Source organism: Streptomyces sp. NBC_00090 (assembly GCF_045160815.1).
Classification (GTDB): domain Bacteria; phylum Actinomycetota; class Actinomycetes; order Streptomycetales; family Streptomycetaceae; genus Streptomyces.
On record NZ_CP108224.1, the window covers coordinates 2,265,284 to 2,288,624 of the forward strand.

Genomic DNA, 23,341 nt, shown 5'->3' on the forward strand with positions numbered 1-23,341 from the left:
ACAGGGCTCGCACAGCGCCGCGTTGCGCTGCCCGAGCCCTGCTCACATCGAAAGCCCGCCCTGAAGTCTAGAGCTGGCCGCCGACGAAGACGGTGAGGTCGACGAGACGGTTGGAGTAGCCCCACTCGTTGTCGTACCAACCCAGGATCTTCACCGTGTTGCCTTCCTGGACCATCGTCAGGGAGGCGTCGAAGGTGCAGGAGGCCGGGTCGCCCACGATATCCGAGGACACGATCTGGTCCTCGGTGTAGAACAGGATGCCCTTGAGGTCGCCGTCGTCGGCGGCCTTCTTGAACGCGGCGTTGACCTCGTCCTTGGTGACCTCGCGGTCGAGCGTCACGACCAGGTCGGTGGCGGAACCGGTCGGGACCGGGACGCGCATGGCGATGCCGTCGAGCTTGCCCTTGAGCTGCGGGAGGACCAGGGCGGTGGCCTTGGCGGCACCCGTCGTGGTCGGGATGATGTTCTCCGCGGCGGCGCGGGCGCGGCGCAGGTCGGAGTGCGGGAAGTCCAGGATGCGCTGGTCGTTGGTGTACGCGTGGACCGTGGTCATCAGGCCCTTGACGATGCCGAAGTTCTCGTCGAGAACCTTGGCCATCGGCGCGACACAGTTGGTCGTGCAGGACGCGTTCGAGATGACGTGGTGCTGGGCCGCGTCGTACTTGTCCTGGTTGACGCCCATCACGATGGTGATGTCCTCGTCCTTGGCCGGAGCCGAGATGAGGACCTTCTTGGCGCCACCGGCGATGTGCTTCTCGGCGTCGGCCTTCTTGGTGAAGATGCCGGTCGACTCGATGACGATGTCGACGCCCAGCTCACCCCAGGGGATGTCGGCCGGGTTGCGCTCGGAGAGCACCTTGATGGTGCGGCCGTCGACGGTGATGGTGTCGGCGGTGTGGGTGACCTCGGCCTTGAGGCGTCCCAGGATGGTGTCGTACTTCAGCAGGTGGGCCGTGGTCGCGGTGTCGCCCAGGTCGTTGACAGCCACAATCTCGATGTCAGCACCCTGCTCAAGGAGTGCGCGAAAGTAGTTCCGGCCGATGCGGCCAAAGCCGTTGATGCCTACGCGGATCGTCACGAACCGATCTCCTCGTTAGGTACGCCGGTGTGTTCGACGCCGGCGAGATTTTTGTTTTAGGGATGTCCCCGACCGCTTACGACCCTACCTCCCCAGGGGCCCCCGAGTGACATCCAGCGCAGCCGCGCGAGCCCGGAAAGTGAGGGAAAACGGCCGACGGCCCGTACCTACCAACGGGTACGGGCCGCCGTGGGACCTTTGTCCCCACTACTCTCCGTCAGCGGCGGAGCGCCGCGAGGGCGCGGCCGAGGAGCCGGCCCCGCTCCGTCGCACCGGGCACGTGCTCCAGGCCGTAGCCGAGGAGGACGGTGTCACGCGTGGTGACCGCGGCCTGGGAGTGGAAGAGCGCCGGGGAGCGCGTCCAGTCCGCGCCGTTGCCGGGGCTGCCGGCGGGCGCGCCCGGTACGGACCAGGCGCCGAGGCCGGTCTCGAAGCCCTCGGCCTCGGTGGTGGTGCCGGTGACGAGACGGGTGTCGTCGACGAAGGCGCCCGTCTCTCCCGTACCGGGGTCGGAGACGTACGAGATCGAGAGCTCTACCCGCTTGCCCGCCCAGGCGCTCAGGTCGACGGAGGCCTGCCGCCAGCCGTTGGAGGGGCCGGTGAAGGCGTTCCAGGAGCCGGTGGTGCCGGTGGCGGCGCAGCCGTCCTCGCCGACGGTGAGGTAGTGGGAGAGGAAGGGGTGGCCGCGAACGTAGTAGCCCTCGCCGCAGTCGGCCGGCGGCGCGGTGGAGGTGCCGCCGTTGCGGTCGGGCAGTGTCGTCCAGTCGTCCTGGCCGACGGTGTGGGCCTCGACGACGAGGTTGTCGTAGCCGGGCTCGGTGTCGTAGCTGACCTGGAAGTCGAGGCGCGGCGCGGCCGCGGCGCCGACGCCGGTGAGGTCGACGGTCCTGCTGAGCCGGGCCCAGGTGCCGTCGGCGTGCTTGACGGCCGCGAAGGTCGTGCCCTCGGCCGGCTCGAAGGGGGTGCGGATGCCCGGGTAGTCACCGGCGGAGGCGCTGCTCGCGAACTGCGGGAACTCCTCCGGCTTCAGCGTGTCCGAGGTGACGGTGTACGCACCGGCGTTGTCGAGCGGGTTGCCGGCTGCGGCGCCGAGGCTCGCGCCGACGCCCGCGAAGGCGCCGGTGCCGGCGAAGGCGGGCGGCTGCCCGAGGCCGGCCCGGTGGTAGGCGCCGAGGTAGTACTGGGCGAAGTCGTTGGTCTCGGCCCGGCCGACCTCGGTGAGTCCGCCGGACTTCTCGCCGGCGTTGATCAGCTTGCCGCCCTCGTTGAGGTAGGCGCGGACCGCGAGCTGGGTGGCGCCGGAGGGCCGCTCGGCGCCGGTGTACCAGATGACGATACGGAAGTGGGAGAGCACGCCGAGGGCGTCCGGGGTGCCCTGGGTGGCGACGTCCCAGACAGCGGCGGAGCGGCCGTTGTCGGCGAGCGCCTTCACGTACGCGGCGGTGTGGCGTGCCGCGGTGGTGCCGCCCTCGTCGGCGAGGACGAGCACGTCGCCGCGGGGGCGCTCGGCCACCTTGTAGGTGAAGGGGGCGGAGGCGGTGGTCCGGCCCTCCCGGGTGCGGGCCGTGAACCAGACCTCGACGGAGTCGCCGGGCCGGGCGTCCTCGACCTCGGCACGGTACTCGTCGAAGTAGAGGTTGTCCTCGCCGCCGTAGGTCTCGCCGCCCTTCCAGGCGTCGAGCTCCTCGCTGTGGGTGCGGCCGCCGTTGATCCGGTACTTCAGGGTCTTGCCGCGCAGGGACTTGCGCGCGGTGACGGCGACCTCCTGCTCCCCGCCGCGGGCGTAGGAGGTGGTGAAGGCGGCCGGGGTGAAGTCGGGGGCCTCGATGCCGACCGGGGAGACGGGCCGGTCCGGGCGGGCGGCGCTCTCGGCGACGGCGAGCGCGAAGGGGATGTTCTTGGCGAACTCGGCCTGGATCAGCTTCTCGTCGTCCGGGAAGGTGAAGACGGAGGCGCAGTCGGCCGGGTTCCAGGCGTCGTTCGGGTCGACCCGGGACGCGGTGGCGCAGGTTGACATCTCCGGGGTGAACATCTGCATCCCGTTGACGTTGGCCGCGTGTCCGTCGGCCTCGCCGTTGGTGATGTACAGCTCCGAGGAGACCTGCGGCCGGTAGCCGGGCACGGCCGAGTTCTGCGGGGTGCCGGCGAGGGACCTGAGGGCCACGTCGTCGGGGGTGTCGGTGGCGACCTGCCAGCCGACGCCGTACAGCAGGAGCTGGGCGGCCGAGTGGTAGTTGATGCCGTACGAGAAGCCGATGCGCTTCTGGAAGGCGTCCAGGGCCTTGGTCTCGGGCTCCGACATGGGGCCGGTGCCGCGGAAGGTCTCGTCGGCCGGGTCGGGGGACGAACCCTCGTTGTCGTAGCCCCACTTGTAGGCGAAGTTACGGTTGAGGTCGACGCCGTCGCCCGGCGCGATCCGCCCGTCGCCGTCGTTGTCGCGGAGGTTCTTGCGCCACTGCCGGTTGTCGGGGTCGGCGTGGGTGAAGTCGTAGCCGTCCGGGTTGGCGGAGAGCACGAACCACAGCTCGGTGGTGTCGACGATCCGGGTGATCCGCTCGTCCTTGCCGTAGCCGTCGACGTAGTGGTGGAGCAGCCTCCGGGTCATCTCCGGGGTGATCCACTCGCGCGCGTGCTGGTTGGACAGGTACAGCGTGGCGGGCTTCGATCCGTCCTTGACCCGGGTGGCGCCCTTGCTGACCTTGAGGGCGAGGATGTCCTGGCCCTTGAGGGTCTTGCCGATCGAGACGACCTTGGTGATGCCGGGGTTGGCCCGGGCGGTGTCCAGGATCTCCTGCTTGAGGCCGTTCGGGCCGCTGTACGGCCGGAAGACGCCGTCCCCCGCGGCGGCGACCCGCTGCTCGGCCCGCTCGGTCAGCGTGTGCTCGGTGAGCTCGACGCCCTGGCCGCGCAGCTGCCCGGCCTGCCTGTCGGTGAGGAAGAGCTCGACCGTCGCGGAGCCCTGGTCGGGCACCTGCTCGGTCATCTCGTGGGCGTCGGCGCCGGCCTCGAGGAGCAGCGGAACCTGCTCCTTGCTGACCTCGGCACGCCATACGGTGAGGGCGTCGCCGCCGTCCCGGTCGTTCGGCTGCGCTCCGGCGACGGGTGCCGCCGCCACGCCGGCGATCAGCAGTGAAGCCGCGGCGAGGATCGATCTCGTTCTGCGTCTCATGAGCCCCCCTTGCTATTGCCTGTCACGAAGGTGATCAGACGCCAGGCTCATGGGCGCCCATGGACCTGTCAAGGGTGCCTCCGGCGCGTCGCGCGAGTCGGGAAGGGAACCCCGAAGGCAGCCGGGAAACGGAACTGCCGGTACCTCAGAAAGGCACCGGCAGTTCGGAGTTGACGAGCGACACCGACGAGCGGGACGGCTCAGCCGACGAGGCTGTCGTCGAGCTCCTCGGTCAGGTTGGACTCGGTCCCGGGAATGCCCAGGTCCTGTGCCCGCTTGTCGGCCATCGCGAGGAGACGACGGATCCGCCCGGCCACCGCGTCCTTCGTCAGCGGCGGGTCGGCGAGCGCGCCCAGCTCCTCCAGCGAGGCCTGCTTGTGCTCCATGCGGAGCCGGCCGGCGGCGGCGAGGTGCTCGGGCACCTCCTCGGCAAGGATCTCCAGGGCGCGCTGCACCCGGGCCCCGGCCGCGACCGCGGCGCGGGCCGAGCGGCGCAGGTTGGCGTCGTCGAAGTTGGCGAGGCGGTTGGCGGTGGCGCGGACCTCGCGCCGCATCCGCCGCTCCTCCCAGGCGAGCACCGACTCGTGCGCGCCGAGCCGGGTCAGCAGGGCGCCGATCGCGTCGCCGTCGCGGACGACGACCCGGTCCACGCCCCGTACCTCGCGGGCCTTGGCCGCGATGGAGAGCCGGCGGGCCGCGCCGACCAGCGCCAGGGCGGCCTCCGGTCCCGGGCAGGTGACCTCCAGGGACGAGGACCGGCCGGGCTCGGTCAGCGAGCCGTGGGCGAGGAAGGCGCCGCGCCAGGCCGCCTCCGCGTCACAGGTCGCGCCTGAGACCACCTGCGGGGGAAGACCCCGGATGGGGCGGCCCCTGCCGTCCACGAGACCCGTCTGGCGGGCCAGCTGGTCGCCGCCTGCCACCACGCGCACCACGAAGCGCGAGCCGCGCCGCAGCCCGCCGGGGGCCATCACGATCAGTTCGGAGCTGTGCCCGAAGATCTCCAGGATGTCCCGCTTGAGGCGACGCGCCGCCATCGCCGTGTCCAGCTCCGCCTCGATCACGATGCGGCCGCTCACCAGGTGCAGCCCGCCCGCGAACCGCAGGATCGACGAGACCTCTGCCTTCCTGCAGCAGGTCCGGGTGACGGGAAGCCGGGAGATCTCGTCCTTCACCGCTGCCGTCATCGCCATGGGCCGATCCTTCCATGCATCCGAAAAATACGGTCGTACGCGGCGGCCAACAGCTCCGGGTCATGCTTCGCGGAGCCGTCGGGCCCGGCCACCGGCGCCAGCTCGACCGCGGCACCGAGCCGCTTGGCGGCTTCGGCGAGGGACTCGCGGTCGGGCACGGCTGCCTCGTCGGCGAGCACCACGTCCAGGGCGAGTTTAGGGGCGTGTCGTCCCAAAACCTCCAAATGACGCTGCGGAGAGAAGCCCTCTGTTTCTCCGGGTTGCGGAGCGAGGTTCAGCGAGAGCACCTTCCGGGCCTTGGTCTCGGCCAGGGCGTCGAGGAGTTCGGGCACGAGAAGGTGCGGGATCACCGAGGAGAACCAGGAGCCGGGACCCACGACGACCCAGTCCGCGTCGAGCACCGCCGCGACGGCCTCGGGCACGGCGGGCGGGTCGTGCGGCACGAGGTGCACGGACTGCACCTCGCCCGGGGTGAGCGCCACCGTCGCCTGGCCGCACACGGTGTCCACGTCGTCCGGGCGCTCCGGGTCGTGCCCCTTGACCAGGGCCTGGAGCTCCAGCGGTACGGCGGACATGGGCAGCACGCGGCCCTGGGCGCCGAGCAGCCTGCCCACCAGGTCCAGGGCCTGGACGGGGTCGCCGAGCTGCTCCCAGAGGGCGACGATCAGCAGATTGCCGACGGCGTGGCCGTTGATCTCGCCCTTGGACTGGAAGCGGTGCTGGATCACCCGGGCCCAGGTCTGGCCCCAGTCGTCGTCCCCGCAGAGCGCGGCGAGCGCCTTGCGCAGGTCGCCGGGGGGCAGCACGCCGAGCTCCTCCCGGAGCCGGCCGCTGGAGCCCCCGTCGTCGGCGACGGTGACGACGGCGGTGAGGTCGCCGGTGATCCGACGGAGGGCGGCGAGGGAGGCCGACAGGCCCATTCCGCCGCCCAGCGCGACGACCTTCGGCTGGGCGCCCCGTCGACGGAGCGTGCGCCGCACGGACAGGGTGGAGGCGCGGCGACGGTACGGCTTCACTCGCGCCCCATGTCCCTGTGTACGACGACGGTCTCGACCCCTTCGGCGGCGATGCGGGCGGCGAGCCGCTCGGCGGTCGCGACGGAGCGGTGCTTGCCGCCCGTGCAGCCCACGGCGATGGTCACGTACCGCTTGCCCTCGCGGCGGTAGCCCGCGGCGATCAGCTGGAGCAGCTCCGTGTAGCGGTCCAGGAACTCCTTGGCACCGGGCTGGTTGTAGACGTAGTTCGACACCTCCTCGTTGAGGCCGGTGAAGGGGCGCAGCTCGGGGACCCAGTGCGGGTTCGGCAGGAAGCGCATGTCGACGACGAGGTCGGCGTCGACCGGCAGGCCGTACTTGAAGCCGAAGGACATGACGGTGGCCCGGAGCTCGGGCTCCTCGTCCCCGGCGAACTGGGCGTCCATCTTGGCGCGCAGCTCGTGGACGTTGAGGCTGGAGGTGTCGATCACCAGGTCGGCGTCGCCGCGCAGCTCGCGCAGCAGGTCGCGCTCGGCGGCGATGCCGTCGGTGATCCGGCCGTCGCCCTGGAGCGGGTGCGGCCGGCGGACCGACTCGAAGCGCCGGACCAGGGCGTCGTCGGACGACTCGAGGAAGACGATCCGGCGGGTGACCTGCTTGGAGTCCAGATCGGCGAGGGACTCTCTGAGGTTGTCGAAGAACTGCCGGCCGCGGACGTCCACGACGACGGCGATCCGGGCGACGTTGCCCTGGGAGCGGGCGCCGAGCTCCACCATGGTGGGGATCAGCGCGGGCGGCAGATTGTCCACGACGAACCAGCCGAGGTCCTCCAGACACTTCGCCGCGGTGGACCGGCCGGCTCCGGACATGCCGGAGATGATCACCAGCTCGGGAATGGCCGCCTCGGCGCCGTTGTCGCCGGGGGTCTCCTTCGTGCCCGTACTCACGTGTCCTGCTCCGTCTTCTCGGTCGTGCTCGTCTTGCGGGTGGTGCTGGTCGCTCTGGTCCTGCTGGTCGGTCTGGCCCTGCTGGTCGCTCTGGTCGGTCTGGTCGTGCTGGTCGGTCTGGTCGTGCTGCTCGTGCGCGGTCATGCCGTGCCGCCCCCGTCGTCTTCCATGATCTCTCCTGTCGCCGTGTTCACGGCGGGTGCGGCCGGGGCCGCCTGGGCGAGGGCCACGACGACCGCCTCCGCGGTCTTCCGGCCCATGCCGGGGACCTCGCAGATCTGCTCGATTGTCGCCTGTCGGAGCCGCTTCACCGAGCCGAAATGCTTGATCAACACCTGTTTCCGGGTGTCACCGAGGCCGGGGACCGCGTCCAAGGGGCTGGTCCGGATGCGTTTCGTCCGCTTGGAGCGCTGGTAGCGGATCGCGAAGTCGTGAGCCGTATCACGTACCCGCTGGAGCAGGTACAGGCCCTCGCTGGAGCGGGGCAGCACCACCGGGTCGTCGTCACCCGGCAGCCACACCTCCTCCAGGCGCTTGGCGAGCCCGCAGACCGCGATGTCGTCGATGCCGAGCTCGTCCAGGGCGCGCCGGGCGGCGGCGACCTGCGGCTGCCCGCCGTCGACCACGACGAGCTGCGGCGGGTACGCGAAGCGCTTGGGCCGGCCGTCGTCCTCACCCGGGGTCTCGGCGGGGACCTCGCCCCCGGCCGCGTCCCCGTCGACCCAATCGCCGGTCTTCTCCTTCTCGGCGAGATAGCGCTTGAAGCGGCGGCCGATCACCTCGTGCATCGAGCGGACGTCGTCCTGGCCCTCGAAGCCCTTGATCTGGAAGCGGCGGTACTCGCTCTTGCGGGGCAGTCCGTCCTCGAAGACGACCATCGAGGCCACGACGTCCTCGCCCTGGAGGTGCGAGATGTCGAAGCACTCGATCCGCAGCGGCGCCGAGTCCAGGTCCAGGGCCTCGGCGATCTCCTCCAGCGCCCGGGAGCGGGTGGTCAGGTCGCTGGCGCGCTTGGTCTTGTGCAGGACGAGCGCCTGCTGCGCGTTGCGCGCGACCGTCTCCATCAGGTCCTTCTTGTCGCCGCGCTGCGGGATCCGCAGCGAGACGTTGGACCCGCGGCGGCCGGAGAGCCACGCGGTGACGGCTTCGGCGTCCTCCGGCAGCGCCGGGACCAGCACTTCCTTGGGGACCGCGTCGCCGCTCTCCTCCCCGTACAGCTGCTGGATCGCGTGCTCGACGAGCCCGGCCGTGTCGACGGCCTCGACCTTGTCGGTGACCCAGCCGCGCTGGCCGCGCACGCGTCCGCCGCGCACGTGGAAGATCTGGACGGCGGCCTCCAGCTCGTCCTCGGCGAGGGCGATCAGGTCGGCGTCTGTGGCGTCGGCGAGGACGACCGCGCTCTTCTCCATGGCCCGGCGCAGCGCCTCTATGTCGTCGCGGAGCCGGCCGGCCTTCTCGTACTCCATGTCCGCGGCGGCGATCATCATCTGCTTCTCGAGGCGGCGGATGTACGTGCCGGTGCGGCCGGCCATGAAGTCGCAGAACTCCTCGGCCAGTTCACGGTGCTCCTCGGGCGTGACCCGGCCGACGCAGGGCGCCGAGCACTTGCCGATGTAGCCGAGGAGGCAGGGCCGGCCCGCCGAGGCCGCGTTCCGGAAGACGCCGGCCGAGCAGGTGCGGACGGGGAAGACCCGCAGCATCAGGTCGACGGTCTCGCGGATCGCCCACGCGTGCGCGTACGGGCCGAAGTAGCGCACGCCCTTCTTCTTGTGGCCGCGCAGGACCTGGACGCGCGGGATCTCCTCGTTCAGCGTGACCGCGAGGTACGGATAGCTCTTGTCGTCCCGGTACTTGACGTTGAACCGGGGGTCGAACTCCTTGATCCAGGAGTACTCCAGCTGGAGCGCCTCGACCTCGGTCGAGACGACGGTCCACTCCACGGAGGCGGCGGTGGTCACCATGGTGGCCGTGCGTGGATGCAGGCTCACGAGCGGCTGGAAGTAGTTCGCCAGCCGCTGTCGCAGGGACTTCGCCTTCCCCACGTAGATCACCCGGCGGTGCTCGTCGCGGAATTTGTAGACCCCCGGCGAGTCGGGGATCTGCCCCGGCTTGGGGCGGTAGCTGGAGGGGTCTGCCATGGTCCCCACCCTACTGGCGGGGACCGACACTCCGGCCTCGCGCGCTCGTTGGCGAAGCATGGCGAATCAGGTGGCGGGACGGGCCGCGGGGCGGCTGGCGGACCGGGTGTGCGTGATCACGGGCGCGGCGAGCGGGATCGGGCGGGCGACGGCGGAGCGGTTCCTCTCCGAGGGGGCGCACGTGGTGGCCGCGGACCTCGACGGGGAGCGGCTGGCGACGCTGGCGGGCGCGGTTCCCGTGGTGGGCGACGTCTCCCGGGAGGAGGACGCCCGGCGGATGGTCGCCGCGGCGGTGGAGCGCTTCGGACGGCTTGACGTGCTCGTCGCGAACGCGGGGGTGATCCCGCTGCTCGACATCACCGAGGCGGAGCCGGCGGACTTCGACGCGGTCATGGCCGTCGACGGCCGGGGCATGTTCCTGACCTGCAAGTACGCGATCGAGGCCATGCTCGTCTCGGGTGGCGGGGCGATCGTGTGCACGTCGTCGATCTCGGGGGTGGCCGGTCAGGCCCGGCAGGCGGTCTACGGCCCGGCGAAGTTCGTGGCGACGGGGCTCACCAAGCACCTGGCGGTGGAGTGGGCGGAGCGCGGGATCCGGGTGAACGCGGTGGCCCCCGGCACGATCGAGACGGAGCGCGTCGCCGCCGCCCGTGTGGAGCCCGGCGGCCCGGAGTACCTCTCCGACATCGTCCGGGCCCACCCCATGGGCCGCTTCGGCACGCCTGAGGAGGTGGCCGCGGCGATCCTCTTCCTCGCCTCCGACGAGGCGTCCTTCATCACGGGCGCGGTCCTGCCGGTGGACGGGGGGTACCTGGCGCGGTGACCGCGCCCCCGCCCCGCCGGAGTCGGCGCCCCGCCGGGCGTTGCCCACCCCCGTGCGGGCAATCGTCCCGCGCCCCCGCCCTCCGTTGTGGGCATTCGTTCCGCTGGGGCGGAACGGGTGGGCACAACGGACGGCACCCTTGCGGGTGCCTCCGCCCCCTGCCCCTACCCGCACCACCGGCACGGCGCACGAGTGGTGCGGGTCCAGGCCCGGAAACCTAGGCCCGGCAAGGGGCGCCGTCCCGTTGTGCCCACCCGTCCCGCCCAGCGGGACGATTGCCCACACGGGCGGGGGGAGGCGACGCGGCCCGTGCCCGGCCACGGGGTGGCGGCTCAGGTCTCCCGGGCGACGCGTCGGCGGCGTATCGCCGTCGTGGCGATCAGGGCGAGGGCCACGCCGGCACCCACGCCCGCCGCGGTGGACGCCACCGTGACGGCGGGCTCCTCGTGGGCCGTCGCCGCACGGGGCGCGGGCGCCGGTACGGAGGCCTGCGGTGCGTAGCCGCCCGCCGCGCCCTTCTTCGCGTACGCCGTGCCGGGGAGCTTGTCCCCGTACGCCTCGGCGACCCGCTCCCGGTACGCGGCGAGGCTCGTCCCGTTCCTGCCGACGGCCCGTACCGCGTCCTCGTCCAGCGGGAGCACCTTCGCGCCCTTCTGGACGTACCAGGCGTCGATCTGCGGCTCCCGGAAGACGAGACCGCCGGGCAGCACGCGCCCGCCCTGCTCGGCGTACCGGATCTCGTCGTCGCCGGTGGCGATGTTCACCACCTGCCAGCCGCCCGGCTGCTTCACCGTCCACAGCGAGGCCTTCCGGCCGTCCGAGGCCACGGCCCTGCTCGCCCGGAACTCGACGCGGGCGACCGGCGCCCCCGCCTTCCCGGCGACGAAGTCCGGGGAGAGGATCCGTACCGGCACGGACCCGCCCTCGATGCGCGGGGCGGCCGCCGAGCGGGCGAGCGCCCCGTCCCGGGCGAAGAACCGGGAGAGGGTGTCCAGGGTCTGCGGCGCGGAGGCGGCCTGTTCGGGGGTGGGCGCGGGCGGCAGGCTCTCCGCGGCGGCGGCCGGGAGCGCCCCGAGGGCGACGAGGGCGGCGGTGGTCGCGAGACCGGCGCCGATGGCACGTCCGTTCATCGTCGTCACGCCCCGATCCGGTAGAGCGAGTGGGTCCAGGAGAAGGAGTTGTTGTTGACGTACCAGGCGTGCGAGGCCCAGTTGTAGCGGTCACTGGAGGGCCAGGGGTCGCCCCAGTAGACCCAGCTGTCGGCGTCGTCGTAGCCGTAGATCACGTGCATGTGGCCGCCGCCGCTCGACCACTGGATGCGGGTCTCGATCGGCCTGTCGGCGTTGATCTCGGTCTGCACGGTCGAGTAGCGCAGCCAGCCGGTGACGTACGAGCCGGGGCTGACGCCGGCCCAGCTCAGTCCGGTCTGGACGTTGCCGAGGGTGGCCTGGTTGTTGGGGCAGTCGTAGCCCTGCTGGCGGTTGAAGGCGGCGTTGCAGAACTGGTTCTGGCTGTAGTTGCGGCCGAACCAGGTGGCGATGGTGTTGCCGGCCGCCGCCCAGCACCAGTTGGTCTTCTGCTGGGCCTGCATGGTGATGTTCAACCGCTTGGAGCCGAGGGCGGCGGCGTCCTCACCGGCGGGCGCGGCGGACGCCGAGGTGGTGGGGACGAGGAAGAGGGCGGCTGCGGCGAGTGCCGCGAGGGACAGTCTTCTGCTGCGCATCGCGTTCCTCCCATGACGGGGGGTGGGGATGTGGGGAGTGGAGGAGCGCGTCCGGACGCTGGTCAGGAGCATCGGCCGTTGTCGGGATCGGGTCAACACGCTTCAATGCGGGGTGACATCGGACTGTGAACGGTGTGACCCGGGTGTGAACGGACGCCCTCGGCCCACCTGCCCGCCCACCGCTCGCGGCGCGACGGTCCGCTCCCCCGTCGTGAATGTTCACTGAGGAGCCCTCGTGAGCCACACCGAGGCCGATCTGGTGCAGCTGCTGCACACCGGCCCCTTCCACCTGGCGCTGCGCACCGCGCTCGCCGTGCGCGGGCTGCCGCTCCAGCGGGTCCAGCACCATCTGGCGCACCGGGGCATCAGGGTCGGGGTGACGAGCCTGAGCTACTGGCAGCAGGGCGCCCGCCGCCCGCAGCGGCCGGAGTCCCTGAAGGCCGTGCGGGCTCTGGAGGAGGTGCTCCAGCTGCCCGGGAACTCGCTCCTCCGGCTCCTGACGGAGGACGCGGCCGGCCGGGCCGACGTGGAGCGCCCGGCGGCCCGCTCGTACCGCTCGCTGGTGGAGGCGTCCGGCTCGGTCGAGGAGCTGCTGGCGGAGCTGGAGTCCCCGGCGGACGGCGGGCTGCACACGGTGGGGCACCACGAGCGGGTACGGATCGGGGCGGCGCGGGAGCTGGTGGGGCGCGAGTCGCAGCACATCGTGCGGGCGCACCGGGACGGCGTCGACCGCTATCTGGCCATCCACCACGGGGACCCGGGGTGCGATCCGTCCCGGGTGGTGGTGCGGGCCGTGGAGAACTGCCGCACGGGGCGGGTGCGGTGGCACTCCGGGACGGGGGTGGTGGTCGCGGAGCTGCTCTTCGACGCGCGGCTGCGCGCCGGGGACACGCATCTGTTCTCGTACGGGTTCGAGGACGGCACGGCGGGGTCGAGCGGGGAGTACGTGCGCGGGTTCAGCTTCGCCGGCGGGCAGTACGTGCTCCAGGTGCACTTCGACGAGGCGGCGCTACCGGTGCGGTGCCGGAGGTTCGCCCAGTCCTCGGCGGGGGCGCCGCGCGGAGGCCGTGCGGAGCTGACGCTGAGCGGCCGGCACCGCACGGTCCACGTCGTGGAGCAGGGGGTACGCCCGGGGATCCTGGGGATCGACTGGGACTGGGCCTGAGGGCCGGGGCCAGGGGCCCTGGGATCAGAGGCCGGGGGCTGGGCCCCGGGGGTCAGAAGCCGGGGTCCCGGGGCTTGGGGTCCCGGGGCTTGGGGTCAGAAGCCGGGGTCCCGGGGCTTGGGGTCCCGGGGCTTGGGGTCAGAGGGCTTGGGGTCAGAAGCCGGGGTCCCGGGGCCTGGGGTCCCGGGGCCGGTGGTCAGAGGCCGGGGGCCGGGGTTACGCCTCCGGGCCGGCGACCAGCTTGCCGTTCTCGACGCGGACCGGGACCTCGGGAAGCGGGACGGTGGCCGGGCCCTTGAGCGCCTTGCCGGTCGTCACGTCGAAGCGGCTGCCGTGGCAGGGGCAGTTGCCCTCGTTGTCCTCGATCTTGTCGAGGACGCAGCCGGCGTGGGTGCACTGGGCGCTGAACGCCTTGTACTGGCCCTTGGCCGGGCAGCTCACCAGGACCCGCTGCTCGCGGTAGAGCTTGGCCCCGCCGACCGGGATCTCGTCCGGGGCACCGAGCGCGACCGGGACGGTCGGGGTCGGGACCCCGGCGTGACCGAGCTTCGACTCGGTGGAGCAGGCGGCGACTCCCAGCCCGGCGGCACCGGCGAGGGCGGCACCCTTCAGTACGGTGCGGCGGCTGGACTGGCCGGACATGAGCACTCCACGGTGGGATCGGGGCAAGGCATGACCGAACCGACGATACCGGCGGGCTTCCGTGGGGCGTCGCCCGGGCCCGACGCGAGGCGGGGCCCCCGGTACTGGGACCCCGCCTCGGCGTCACGCCTTGCGGGCGCGGGTGGCCGTCTTCTTGGCCGTGGCCTTGGTGGCGGTGGCCTTGGTGGCCGCCGCCGCCGTGGCCGTGGCCTTCGTGGCCGCCGCCTTCGTGGCCGTCTTCTTCACCGGGGCGGCGGTCTTCGTGGCGGGGGCCTTCTTCGCCGCCGTCTTCTTCGCTCCGCGTGCCGCCGGGATGCTCCCGGCGGCGTCGCTGATCCGGTCGGCGCCGAGGATCTCGCGGAGGAACTTGCCGGTGTGGCTGGTCGAGACCGAGGCCACCTCCTCCGGCGTGCCCTCGGCGACGACCAGACCGCCGCCGTTGCCGCCCTCGGGACCCATGTCGATGAGCCAGTCGGCGGTCTTGATGACATCGAGGTTGTGCTCGATGACGATCACCGAGTTGCCCTTGTCGACCAGGCCGGAGAGGACCTTGATCAGCTTCGAGATGTCCTCGAAGTGCAGACCCGTGGTCGGCTCGTCCAGGACGTAGACCGTGCGGCCCGTCGAGCGCTTCTGGAGCTCGGAGGCGAGCTTCACGCGCTGGGCCTCACCGCCCGAGAGCGTCGGCGCGGACTGTCCGAGGCGGACGTAGCCCAGGCCCACCTCGTTGAGCGTGCGCAGGTGGCGGGCGATCGTCGGGACGGCCTCGAAGAAGCCGAGGGCCTCCTCGATCGGCATGTTCAGGACCTCGGCGATGGACTTGCCCTTGTAGTGGACCTCCAGGGTCTCCCGGTTGTACCGGTCGCCGTGGCAGACCTCGCACGGGACGTAGACGTCCGGGAGGAAGTTCATCTCGATCTTGATCGTGCCGTCGCCGGAGCAGTTCTCGCAGCGGCCGCCCTTGACGTTGAAGGAGAACCGGCCGGGCAGGTAGCCCCGGACCTTGGCCTCCATCGTCTCGGCGAAGAGCTTGCGGACGTGGTCGAAGACGCCGGTGTACGTCGCCGGGTTCGACCGCGGGGTGCGGCCGATCGGGGACTGGTCGACGTGCACGACCTTGTCGACGAGGTCGTCGCCGTCCACGCGCGTGTGGCGCCCGGGCACCGACTTGGCGCCGTTCAGCTCGCGCGCCAGGTGGGTGTAGAGGATGTCGTTGACCAGGGTCGACTTGCCGGAGCCGGAGACGCCCGTGACCGCCGTGAGGACACCGAGCGGGAAGGAGACGTCGATGTCCTGCAGGTTGTTCTCACGGGCGCCGTGCACGGTGAGCCGGCGCCCGGGGTCCACGGGGCGGCGGAGGTCCGGCGTGGGGATCGCCCTGCGGCCGGAGAGGTACTGCCCGGTCATCGACTCCTTGTTGGCGAGGAGCTCCTTCAGGGGCCCGGAGTGGACGACCTTGCCGCCGTGCTCGCCCGCGCCGGGGCCGATGTCGACGACCCAGTCCGCGACCTTGATGGTGTCCTCGTCGTGCTCGACGACGATGAGCGTGTTGCCCATGTCCCGGAGGCGGACGAGGGTCTCGATGAGGCGGTGGTTGTCGCGCTGGTGGAGGCCGATGGAGGGCTCGTCGAGCACGTACAGCACACCGACCAGGCCGGAGCCGATCTGGGTGGCGAGCCGGATGCGCTGGGCCTCACCGCCGGAGAGGGTGCCGGCGGCCCGGTTGAGGGAGAGGTAGTCGAGGCCGACGTCGACGAGGAAGCGCAGCCGCTCGTTGACCTCCTTGAGGACCCGCTCGGCGATCTTCTTGTCGCGGTCGTTGAGCGTGAGCCGGGAGAGGAACTCGGCGCAGTCGCTGATGGACATCGCGGAGACCTCGGCGATGGACCGGTCCATGACCGTGACCGCGAGGACGATCGGCTTGAGGCGGGTGCCCTCGCAGGTGGGGCAGTGCACCTCGCGCATGTAGCCCTCGAAGCGCTCGCGGCTGGAGTCGCTCTCGGCCTCGCCGTGCCGCCGCTTGACGAAGGAGACCGCTCCCTCGAACGCGGGGCTGGTCCAGGCGCGCTCCCGCCCGTACCGGTTGCGGTAGCGGACCTCGATCTGGGTCTTGTGGCCGTACATGAGGGCCTTCTTGGCCCGCTGCGGAAGACCGGCGAACGGAATGTCGGTGCGGAAGCCGAGGGCCTGGGAGAGGCCGTCGATCATCCGGCCGAAGTACTCCTTGGTGTGCCCGTGCGACCAGGGGTGGATGGCGCCCTCGTCGAGGGACTTCTCCTCGTCCGGGACGATCAGCTCGGGGTCGACCTCCATGCGCGTGCCGATGCCGGTGCAGTCGGGGCAGGCGCCGAAGGGCGAGTTGAAGGAGAAGGAGCGCGGCTCCAGCTCCTCGAAGGAGAGGTCGTCGTACGGGCAGTAGAGGTGCTCCGAGTACATCCGCTCGCGCTCGGGGTCGTCCTCGGCGAGGTCGACGAAGTCGAGCACGACCATGCCGCCGGAGAGTCCGAGCGCGGTCTCGACGGAGTCGGTGAGGCGTCGCTTGGCGCTGTCCTTCACGGTGAGGCGGTCGACGACTACCTCGATCGTGTGCTTCTCCTGCTTCTTCAGCGTCGGCGGTTCGCTCAGCTGTACGGTCACGCCGTCGACCCGGGCTCGGCTGTAGCCCTTGGTCTGGAGGTCGGCGAAGAGGTCGACGAACTCGCCCTTCCGCTCGCGCACGAGCGGGGAGAGGACCTGGAAACGGCTGCCCTCGGGGAGCTCCAGGACCCTGTCGACGATGGCCTGCGGCGACTGCCGGGAGATCGGCCTGCGGCACTCGGGACAGTGCGGCTTGCCGATGCGGGCGAAGAGCAGGCGGAGGTAGTCGTAGACCTCGGTGATGGTGCCGACCGTCGAGCGCGGGTTGCGCGAGGTCGACTTCTGGTCGATGGAGACGGCGGGCGACAGACCTTCGATGAAGTCGACGTCCGGCTTGTCCATCTGACCGAGGAACTGCCGGGCGTAGGAGGAGAGCGACTCGACGTACCGGCGCTGCCCCTCGGCGAAGATCGTGTCGAACGCGAGGGAGGACTTGCCCGACCCCGAGAGCCCGGTGAAGACGATCAGGGAGTCACGCGGGAGGTCGAGCGAGACGTTCTTGAGGTTGTGCTCACGAGCGCCACGGACGATGAGACGGTCGGCCACGCCGGTCCGCACCTTTCTTGAGAGAGCGGATGTGCCTGACACACCCAACAACCAAGGATGCCGGATGCTTCCGTCGAGCCTATAGCACGCACATTCGATTTCCGGCCTCGCGGAGACCGCTTCACCCGAATGAGTGGCGGCGCTAGGGTCGGCGCCATGATCGACCACGAACGTGATCTCGCCTCCGTACAAGAAGCGACCGATCGGCTGCTGAACGCCGCCGCCTCCTGGGACAACGCGGTGACGGCCGAGCCGTCACGGCTTCCCGGCTGGTCGCGTGGCCATGTGCTGGCCCACATCGCCCGCAACGCCGACGCTCTGGTGAACGTCCTCCAGGGCCGACCCATGTACGCCGACGCCGCCACCCGCGACGCCGACATCGAGCGCGACGCCGACCGCCCTCTCGCCGTCCAGCTCGCCGACGTGCGCGAGAGCGCCGAGGGGTTCCGTGCCGCGGGCGCGGAGCCCGCGGACTGGAGCCGCACCGTCGAGCTCCGCAACGGCGTCACGGACAGCGCCTCCCGGATCCCCTTCCGACGCTGGGTCGAGGTGGCCCTGCACCACGTCGACCTGGGTGTCGGCTACGAGCTCGAGGACCTCCCCGAGGAGTTCGTCCTGCGGGAGATCGACTTCCTCGCGGAGCGCTTCACGGGCAACGCGGGCGTGCCGCCGACCCGGGTCGTGGCCGCGGAGGGCACGGGGACCTGGACCACCGGCTCGGCCGAGGGCACCGGGGCGGCCGTGACCGTGACCGGCCCCGCCCCCGAGCTCCTCGGCTGGCTCGCCGGCCGCCGCGACGGCTCCGCGCTCAAGACCGAGGGCGGCCCGCTCCCGGAGCTCCCGCCGCTCTAGGGAGTGTCCGGCCGACGTCCAGCGGCCGGACACGCGCCCGCTGTCGGCGGGCGGAGCTAGGCTGAGCGCATGACGTACAGCGGAGTGGTGAAGGTCGGCGGAGCAGCGGACGTGCACGAGCTGACGGACCTGATGATCTCGAAGGTCGCGGTCGGCCCGATGGACAACAACGCCTATCTGCTGCGCTGCCGGGCGACCGGCGAGCAGTTGCTGATCGACGCGGCCAACGACGCCGACACCCTGCTCACGCTGATCGGTGACGACGGCATCACCGCCGTCGTCACCACCCACCGGCACGGCGACCACTGGCAGGCCCTCGCGGAGGTCGTCGCCGCGACCGGCGCCCGCACCTACGCGGGGGCGTACGACGTGGAGGGCATCCCGGTCGCCACCGACGTGCCGGTCGCGGACGGCGACACGGTCCGGGTGGGCCGGGTCGAGCTGACCGCCCGCCACCTGGTGGGCCACACCCCGGGCTCGATCGCCCTCGTCTACGACGACCCGCACGGCCACCCGCACGTCTTCACCGGCGACTGCCTCTTCCCCGGCGGGGTGGGCAACACCTGGAAGGACCCGGAGGCCTTCGCGAGCCTGATCCACGACGTGGAGACCAAGCTCTTCGCCGCCCTGCCGGACGAGTCCTGGATCTACCCGGGGCACGGCAAGGACACCACGCTCGGTGACGAGCGCCCGCACCTCGCGGAGTGGCGCGAGCGCGGCTGGTGACCCACGCCGTACCGACGGCGCGCGGTCCACGGGCCGCGCGCTTCCGCACGCCCCCGTAACCGGGACGGCCGGCGGGTAGTTGGCGCCACATGTGCCCCAGTAACTCTCCGTCGCCACCCGCTCCTCCGGCCTTGCCGGCTCCCCCCGTTTCCCCCTCTCCCCCTTCGATGACCCGGCTCGCCACCGCCTCGCTCGTCGGCACCGCCATCGAGTTCTTCGACTTCTTCGTCTACGGGACCGCCGCCGCCCTGGTCCTCGGGCCGCTCTTCTTCCCGACCTTCTCCCCGCTCGCCGGGACCCTGGCCGCCTTCGGCACCTTCGCCGTCGGCTTCGTCGCCCGGCCGCTGGGCTCGGTCCTCTTCGGCCACGTCGGCGACCGGTACGGCCGCCGACCGGTCCTCTTCGCCTCGCTGCTCCTGACCGGCTGCGCCACCGTCGCGGTCGGCTGCGTCCCCACGTACGCGACGCTGGGCATCGCCGCGCCCCTGCTGCTGCTCGCCCTCCGCTTCCTCCAGGGCCTCGGCCTGGGCGGTGAGTGGGGCGGCGCCGTCCTGCTGACCGCCGAGCACGCGCCGGCGCACCGGCGTGCGCTGTGGGCGAGCTTCCCGCAGATCGGACCGGCGGTCGGCTTCCTCCTCGCGAACGGGGTGATGCTGGCGCTCACGGCGGGCCTGAGCGACGCCGAGTTCCGCTCCTGGGGCTGGCGGGTGCCGTTCTGGGCGGCGGGACTGCTCGCGGCGGCCGGGCTGCTGCTGCGCTCCTCGCTGGCGGAGACCCCGCAGTTCGAGGAGCTGTCGGCCTCGGGGCGGCGGGCGAGCGCTCCGCTGGCCGAGGTCGTGCGCGGCCACTGGCGGCTGGTGCTGCTGACGGCAGGGGCGCTCGCCGTCGGGTACGCGGTGTTCTACACGGTCTCCACCTGGGCGCTGACCTACGGCACGGAGCGGCTCGGGGTGAGCAGCACGGTCATGCTGACCTGTGTGATGGCGGCGGTGGCGGTCAAGGGCGCGACCACCCCCTTCGTGGCGCTGCTCGCCGACCGCTGGGGCCGGCGCCCGCTGTGCCTCGCGGGGTGCGCGGCCTCCGCGCTCTGGACGTTCCCGATGGTGGCCCTGCTGCACACCGCGGAGCCGCTGCTGATGTTCCTCGGCTTCCTGGGCTCGCTGCTCGCCTTCATCACGATGTTCGCGGTGGTCGCCGCGTACCTCCCGGAGCTCTACGAGCCCCGCGTCCGCTGCACCGGCGCGGCCGTCGGCTACAACCTCGCCGGGGTCCTCGGCGGCGCCCTCACCCCCATCGTCGCCACCACCCTCTCGGACGGCGGTTCGGGCCCGCCCTGGGGTGTCGCGGCCTATCTGACGGTCGTCGCCCTCATCAGCCTGGGCTGCTTCGCGCTCCTCCCGGAGACCCTGCCGGCCCGCTCGGAGGCGGCGGATGCGGTGGAGGCGGTGGAGGGGGCGGCCGTCTAGGGAGGCGGGAGGGCAGGGAACGGCGAGGGCCGGCCCGGGGCGGTGCCCCCGGCCGGCCGTCGCCGTGTGTGACGCGTCAGGCGCCGATGCTGTCCTTCTCGGCACCGTCCGCGTCGGCCACACCGTCCGCGTCGGCCACGCTCTCGGCCGCGGCTCGCTCCGACTGCCTCTTGGAGGCGATCAGGCTGGTGATCGTGGTGATGACCAGGACGCAGCCGATGAACGCGAGCGAGAACGGGATGGAGATCTCCGGGACGTGCACCCCGGACTCGTGCAGCGCGTGCAGCACGAGCTTCACGCCGATGAAGCCGAGGATCACCGACAGGCCGTAGCTGAGGTGGACCAGCTTCTTCAGCAGGCCGCCGATCAGGAAGTACAGCTGCCGCAGACCCATGAGGGCGAAGGCGTTGGCGGTGAAGACGATGTACGGGTCCTGGGTCAGGCCGAAGATCGCCGGGATGGAGTCCAGGGCGAACAGGACGTCCGTGGTGCCGATGGCGAGCATGACGACCATCAGCGGGGTCATCACCCGCTTGCCGTTGACGCGGATGAAGAGCTTCGTGCCGTGGTACCTGTCGGCGACGCCGAACTTCTTCTCGACAGCCTTGAGGAGACGGTTCTCCTCGAAGTCCTCCTCCTCGTCGCCGGAGCGCGCCTCCTGGATGAGCTTCCAGGCGGTGTAGATCAGGAACGCGCCGAAGATGTAGAAGACCCACGAGAAGCTCGCGATGATCGCGGCGCCGGCGGCGATGAAGATCGTGCGGAGGATCAGGGCGATCACCACACCCACGAGCAGCACACGCTGCTGGAGGTGCGAGGGCACCGCGAACTTCGCCATGATCAGGACGAAGACGAAGAGGTTGTCGACACTGAGTGACTTCTCGGTGATGTAGCCGGCGAAGAACTCCCCGGACGCCTGGCTGTTCCCGGACAACAGCAGGCCGAGTCCGAAGAGCACGGCGAGCACGATCCAGACGATCGTCCAGATGCCGGCTTCCTTGACCGAGACGTCATGGGGCTTCCGCCCGATGAAGAAGTCGGCTCCGATGAGGGCGACCAGACCAAGAATGGTCAGCACCCACAGGGTCATTGAAACGTCCACTGCGCCTCCGGCGTCGTACGGCTACTGATCAGCGTCGTCGCTGCCGGAGGTCTCTTCCACCCGAGCGGCTCGCACCGCGGCCGGGCCGACGCCCCGGGATCGGATCGATGATGATCCGTCCGTATTGACGGGTACGCCGCACATGGGGAGTACTCCCCTCCGCGCCATGAACACTACCCGAAAGACCAAGAGAAGGTAAAGGAGAGGGTAAAGGGCCACCAAGAGGCCAGGTCAGGGCCGCTTCGCCGGGCCGGCGTCCGCGACCTCCGCGAGGACCTGACGGAGGATCCGGCTGCCCGGCGGGAGGAGCGGGGGCTCGTACGACCACGCGTGGCCGACCCACGGGTCGGCGAGGTGGTCGTCGGGTACGGGAGTGAGGCGCAGCAGCGAGCGCCACAGGGGGTCGAGCACGGGCCCGTACGCGGCGGCGTCCTCCCGGTCGGCCACCATCAGCAGATGGACGCCGACGCCGGGCCCCTCGTCCGCCAGGTACCGGAGCCGGGTGACCGCCCGGTCGTCGAAGCCGTGCGGGAAGTCGTGCACGATCAGGAGCTGCCGGGCCGTGTCCAGGCCGGGCGGCAGCGCGTCGACGGCGCCGTTCCGCAGCGCCATCTGGAGCAGGTCGACCCGCTCGGTGAGCTGCTCCAGCACCGCGGAGACACCGGCCGCACCCCGGGCCGGCGGGGCGGCGAGCACGCCGGTGTCCACGAGCGGCGCGAGCGCGGCGGCTCCGGCACCGGCCGCGTCGACGACGTGGACCGCGAACCCGCCCGCCGGGTGGACCGCGAGCAGCCTCGCCGCGTGCGCGACCGCGCTGTCCAGGGCGAGCCGTCGCAGCTCGGTCTCGTCGAGGAGACCGGCCGCCTCCGAGCGGCCGCGGCCGCTGTCCACCCAGAGTCCGCGCTCCAGCGGAAGCCGGACGAGCATGGGGATCCGCAGGTCGGCGCGCTCGGGCAGGTGGAGGTCGCCGAGGCGTACGGCCATCGGCTCCTCCGTCGGGGGGCGGTAGGCGTGCCAGACCGGGTTGTCCCAGCGGGCGTAGGCGGGCGGCAGGGCCGGCTCGACGACCCCGGACTCGACGGCGAGCTGGGCGAGGTCCCGGTCCAGGACCTCCTTGGCCCGCTCCACGAGTTCGTCGTGGCGGACACGGGCGGCCGACCGGGCGGCGTCGCCCGCGCCGCCGATCCGGGCGCGGGGGTCGGAGAGCACCTCGTCGAGCTCCCGGTCGAGCCGGGACTCGGCGAAGTCGCAGGCGCTGCGGTAGGCGGCGGCGGTACGGGCCAGGTCCTCGAACATGCCCCACACCTGGTTGTACAGGCGCTCGTCCATGGACCAGCCCGCGGCGTCGCCGGCGACGGGGACGGGCGGGCCCTGCGGGGGCTGTGTCGGCCTGGGCGCCTGCGCGGGCGCCGGATCCGGGGTGGTGGGCCTACGCCGGGGGTGGGCGTAGTTGATCGGGCCGCCCGAGCTCGGCGCCGGGGTGGAGGCCTCGGCAGGCGGTGGTGTCACGGGCACGACGGGCGCCCGGACGGCCGGGGCCGGGGCCGGGTCGGCGGGCGCCTGGGCGGCCGGATCCGGCATGGTCGCCGGTGCCGGGTGGAGTGCCCCCTCCGCCTTCGGGATCGACGCGGCCAGGATCGACGCGGCGAGGTCGGCGGGACACTCCAGGCCCTGGTCGCCGAGCAGGGCGGCGAGTCCGCCCTGGTACCCCTGGCCCATGGCGCGGACCTTCCAGGCGCCCTGGCGGCGGTACAGCTCCACGGCGACGACGGCGGACTCGCTGTCGAGTCCGGTGATCGTGTAGCTGGCGATCTCGGCGCCGTCGGGGCCGGTGACGGCGACGAAGGGCGCGGCGACCGTGCCGAAGGAGGTCGGTCCGCCCGCGCCCACGGGCAGCGCCAGGAGGACGGAGACACGGTGGACGGCCTCGGGGACCGCCGCCAGGTCGACGGCGAGGTGCTGGTCGGCGGCGGCCTGTCGGGGGACGTCCACACCGGGGAGTGAGGGCGAGACGGGGTGGGCGATCCACTCCACGCCCGGGACTCTGCCCCGTTCGTCGCCGAGGGTGGCTCCGGCGACGACCGGATGACCGGCCGACACCCTGATCTCCAGTCGGGTGTCGGGCAGGGGGTGGTTCTGCCCCCGGACCAGCTCGGCCGTCAT

Annotated in this window: 17 protein-coding genes; 5 read left to right on the forward strand and 12 right to left on the reverse strand. The window is 71.8% G+C overall.

The features are described from left to right. Window positions 1-67: 67 nt before the first annotated feature. The 6 genes from gap to uvrC all read right to left on the reverse strand — a co-directional run bounded on the left by gap (window position 68) and on the right by uvrC (window position 9,496). Entirely contained in the window at window positions 68-1,078 is a 1,011-nt protein-coding gene (gene gap, locus OG361_RS10015) for a type I glyceraldehyde-3-phosphate dehydrogenase (RefSeq protein ID WP_405853003.1), read from the reverse strand. Between the two features lie 217 nt (window positions 1,079-1,295). Then, window positions 1,296-4,247, reverse strand: a complete 2,952-nt coding sequence (locus tag OG361_RS10020) for a M14 family zinc carboxypeptidase (protein ID WP_405853004.1) — start codon at window positions 4,245-4,247, stop codon at window positions 1,296-1,298. Window positions 4,248-4,447: 200 nt separating this feature from the next. After that, on the reverse strand, window positions 4,448-5,437 hold the full coding sequence (whiA, locus tag OG361_RS10025; RefSeq protein WP_017238652.1) for a DNA-binding protein WhiA: 990 nt from the start codon (window positions 5,435-5,437) through the stop codon (window positions 4,448-4,450). Then, complete coding sequence (gene yvcK / locus OG361_RS10030) at window positions 5,428-6,453, reverse strand: uridine diphosphate-N-acetylglucosamine-binding protein YvcK (RefSeq protein ID WP_384570305.1); 1,026 nt, start codon at window positions 6,451-6,453, stop codon at window positions 5,428-5,430. Before yvcK ends, whiA begins: the two co-directional genes overlap by 10 nt. After that, window positions 6,450-7,502 (reverse strand): RNase adapter RapZ, encoded by a 1,053-nt coding sequence (gene rapZ, locus OG361_RS10035; RefSeq protein WP_405853005.1) that lies wholly within the window; start codon window positions 7,500-7,502, stop codon window positions 6,450-6,452. The genes yvcK and rapZ overlap by 4 nt, the downstream gene beginning before the upstream one ends. Beyond that, on the reverse strand, window positions 7,499-9,496 hold the full coding sequence (gene uvrC / locus OG361_RS10040) for an excinuclease ABC subunit UvrC (RefSeq protein WP_405853006.1): 1,998 nt from the start codon (window positions 9,494-9,496) through the stop codon (window positions 7,499-7,501). Before uvrC ends, rapZ begins: the two co-directional genes overlap by 4 nt. Before the next feature lie 58 nt (window positions 9,497-9,554). On the opposite strand from uvrC, the gene OG361_RS10045 reads away from it, so the two are divergent. Continuing rightward, on the forward strand, window positions 9,555-10,319 hold the full coding sequence (locus OG361_RS10045) for an SDR family NAD(P)-dependent oxidoreductase (RefSeq protein ID WP_405853007.1): 765 nt from the start codon (window positions 9,555-9,557) through the stop codon (window positions 10,317-10,319). 332 nt (window positions 10,320-10,651) lie between these two features. On the opposite strand, the gene OG361_RS10050 is transcribed toward OG361_RS10045, so the two are convergent. After that, window positions 10,652-11,449, reverse strand: coding sequence for a hypothetical protein (locus OG361_RS10050; protein WP_405862177.1), 798 nt, complete (start codon window positions 11,447-11,449; stop codon window positions 10,652-10,654). Window positions 11,450-11,454: 5 nt separating this feature from the next. Then, complete coding sequence (locus tag OG361_RS10055; protein WP_384570317.1) at window positions 11,455-12,042, reverse strand: papain-like cysteine protease family protein; 588 nt, start codon at window positions 12,040-12,042, stop codon at window positions 11,455-11,457. A gap of 235 nt (window positions 12,043-12,277) precedes the next feature. Here OG361_RS10055 and OG361_RS10060 point away from each other — a divergent pair, with 235 nt between their 5' ends. Next, entirely contained in the window at window positions 12,278-13,207 is a 930-nt protein-coding gene (locus tag OG361_RS10060; protein WP_384570320.1) for a hypothetical protein, read from the forward strand. Between the two features lie 216 nt (window positions 13,208-13,423). On the opposite strand, the gene OG361_RS10065 is transcribed toward OG361_RS10060, so the two are convergent. After that, entirely contained in the window at window positions 13,424-13,849 is a 426-nt protein-coding gene (locus tag OG361_RS10065; protein ID WP_384578126.1) for a Rieske (2Fe-2S) protein, read from the reverse strand. A gap of 123 nt (window positions 13,850-13,972) precedes the next feature. Continuing rightward, complete coding sequence (uvrA, locus tag OG361_RS10070) at window positions 13,973-17,032, reverse strand: excinuclease ABC subunit UvrA (protein ID WP_405853008.1); 3,060 nt, start codon at window positions 17,030-17,032, stop codon at window positions 13,973-13,975. A gap of 156 nt (window positions 17,033-17,188) precedes the next feature. Here uvrA and OG361_RS10075 point away from each other — a divergent pair, with 156 nt between their 5' ends. The 3 genes from OG361_RS10075 (at window position 17,189) to OG361_RS10085 (ending at window position 20,076) form a co-directional block, all read left to right on the forward strand. After that, entirely contained in the window at window positions 17,189-17,884 is a 696-nt protein-coding gene (locus tag OG361_RS10075) for a maleylpyruvate isomerase family mycothiol-dependent enzyme (protein WP_405853009.1), read from the forward strand. A 69-nt stretch (window positions 17,885-17,953) separates the two neighbouring features. Continuing rightward, window positions 17,954-18,610, forward strand: a complete 657-nt coding sequence (locus tag OG361_RS10080; protein WP_405853010.1) for an MBL fold metallo-hydrolase — start codon at window positions 17,954-17,956, stop codon at window positions 18,608-18,610. A gap of 167 nt (window positions 18,611-18,777) precedes the next feature. Further along, entirely contained in the window at window positions 18,778-20,076 is a 1,299-nt protein-coding gene (locus OG361_RS10085; RefSeq protein ID WP_405853011.1) for an MFS transporter, read from the forward strand. Window positions 20,077-20,152: 76 nt separating this feature from the next. On the opposite strand, the gene OG361_RS10090 is transcribed toward OG361_RS10085, so the two are convergent. Both OG361_RS10090 and OG361_RS10095 read right to left on the reverse strand, forming a co-directional pair. Further along, window positions 20,153-21,178, reverse strand: coding sequence for a TerC family protein (locus OG361_RS10090; RefSeq protein WP_405853012.1), 1,026 nt, complete (start codon window positions 21,176-21,178; stop codon window positions 20,153-20,155). Between the two features lie 231 nt (window positions 21,179-21,409). Further along, on the reverse strand, window positions 21,410-23,341 hold the full coding sequence (locus OG361_RS10095) for a TerD family protein (protein ID WP_405853013.1): 1,932 nt from the start codon (window positions 23,339-23,341) through the stop codon (window positions 21,410-21,412).

What these genes read in the sequence shown, in the direction of transcription:
- uvrC (WP_405853006.1), bottom strand. Translation starts at nt 9,496, where the DNA reads ATGGCAGACCCCTCCAGCTACCGCCCCAAGCCGGGGCAGATCCCCGAC.
- OG361_RS10020 (WP_405853004.1), bottom strand. Translation starts at nt 4,247, where the DNA reads ATGAGACGCAGAACGAGATCGATCCTCGCCGCGGCTTCACTGCTGATC.
- OG361_RS10055 (WP_384570317.1), bottom strand. Translation starts at nt 12,042, where the DNA reads ATGCGCAGCAGAAGACTGTCCCTCGCGGCACTCGCCGCAGCCGCCCTC.
- OG361_RS10085 (WP_405853011.1), top strand. Translation starts at nt 18,778, where the DNA reads ATGACCCGGCTCGCCACCGCCTCGCTCGTCGGCACCGCCATCGAGTTC.
- rapZ (WP_405853005.1), bottom strand. Translation starts at nt 7,502, where the DNA reads ATGACCGCGCACGAGCAGCACGACCAGACCGACCAGCACGACCAGACC.
- whiA (WP_017238652.1), bottom strand. Translation starts at nt 5,437, where the DNA reads ATGGCGATGACGGCAGCGGTGAAGGACGAGATCTCCCGGCTTCCCGTC.
- OG361_RS10050 (WP_405862177.1), bottom strand. Translation starts at nt 11,449, where the DNA reads ATGAACGGACGTGCCATCGGCGCCGGTCTCGCGACCACCGCCGCCCTC.
- OG361_RS10075 (WP_405853009.1), top strand. Translation starts at nt 17,189, where the DNA reads ATGATCGACCACGAACGTGATCTCGCCTCCGTACAAGAAGCGACCGAT.
- OG361_RS10065 (WP_384578126.1), bottom strand. Translation starts at nt 13,849, where the DNA reads ATGTCCGGCCAGTCCAGCCGCCGCACCGTACTGAAGGGTGCCGCCCTC.
- OG361_RS10095 (WP_405853013.1), bottom strand. Translation starts at nt 23,341, where the DNA reads ATGACGGCCGAGCTGGTCCGGGGGCAGAACCACCCCCTGCCCGACACC.
- OG361_RS10045 (WP_405853007.1), top strand. Translation starts at nt 9,555, where the DNA reads ATGGCGAATCAGGTGGCGGGACGGGCCGCGGGGCGGCTGGCGGACCGG.
- OG361_RS10080 (WP_405853010.1), top strand. Translation starts at nt 17,954, where the DNA reads ATGACGTACAGCGGAGTGGTGAAGGTCGGCGGAGCAGCGGACGTGCAC.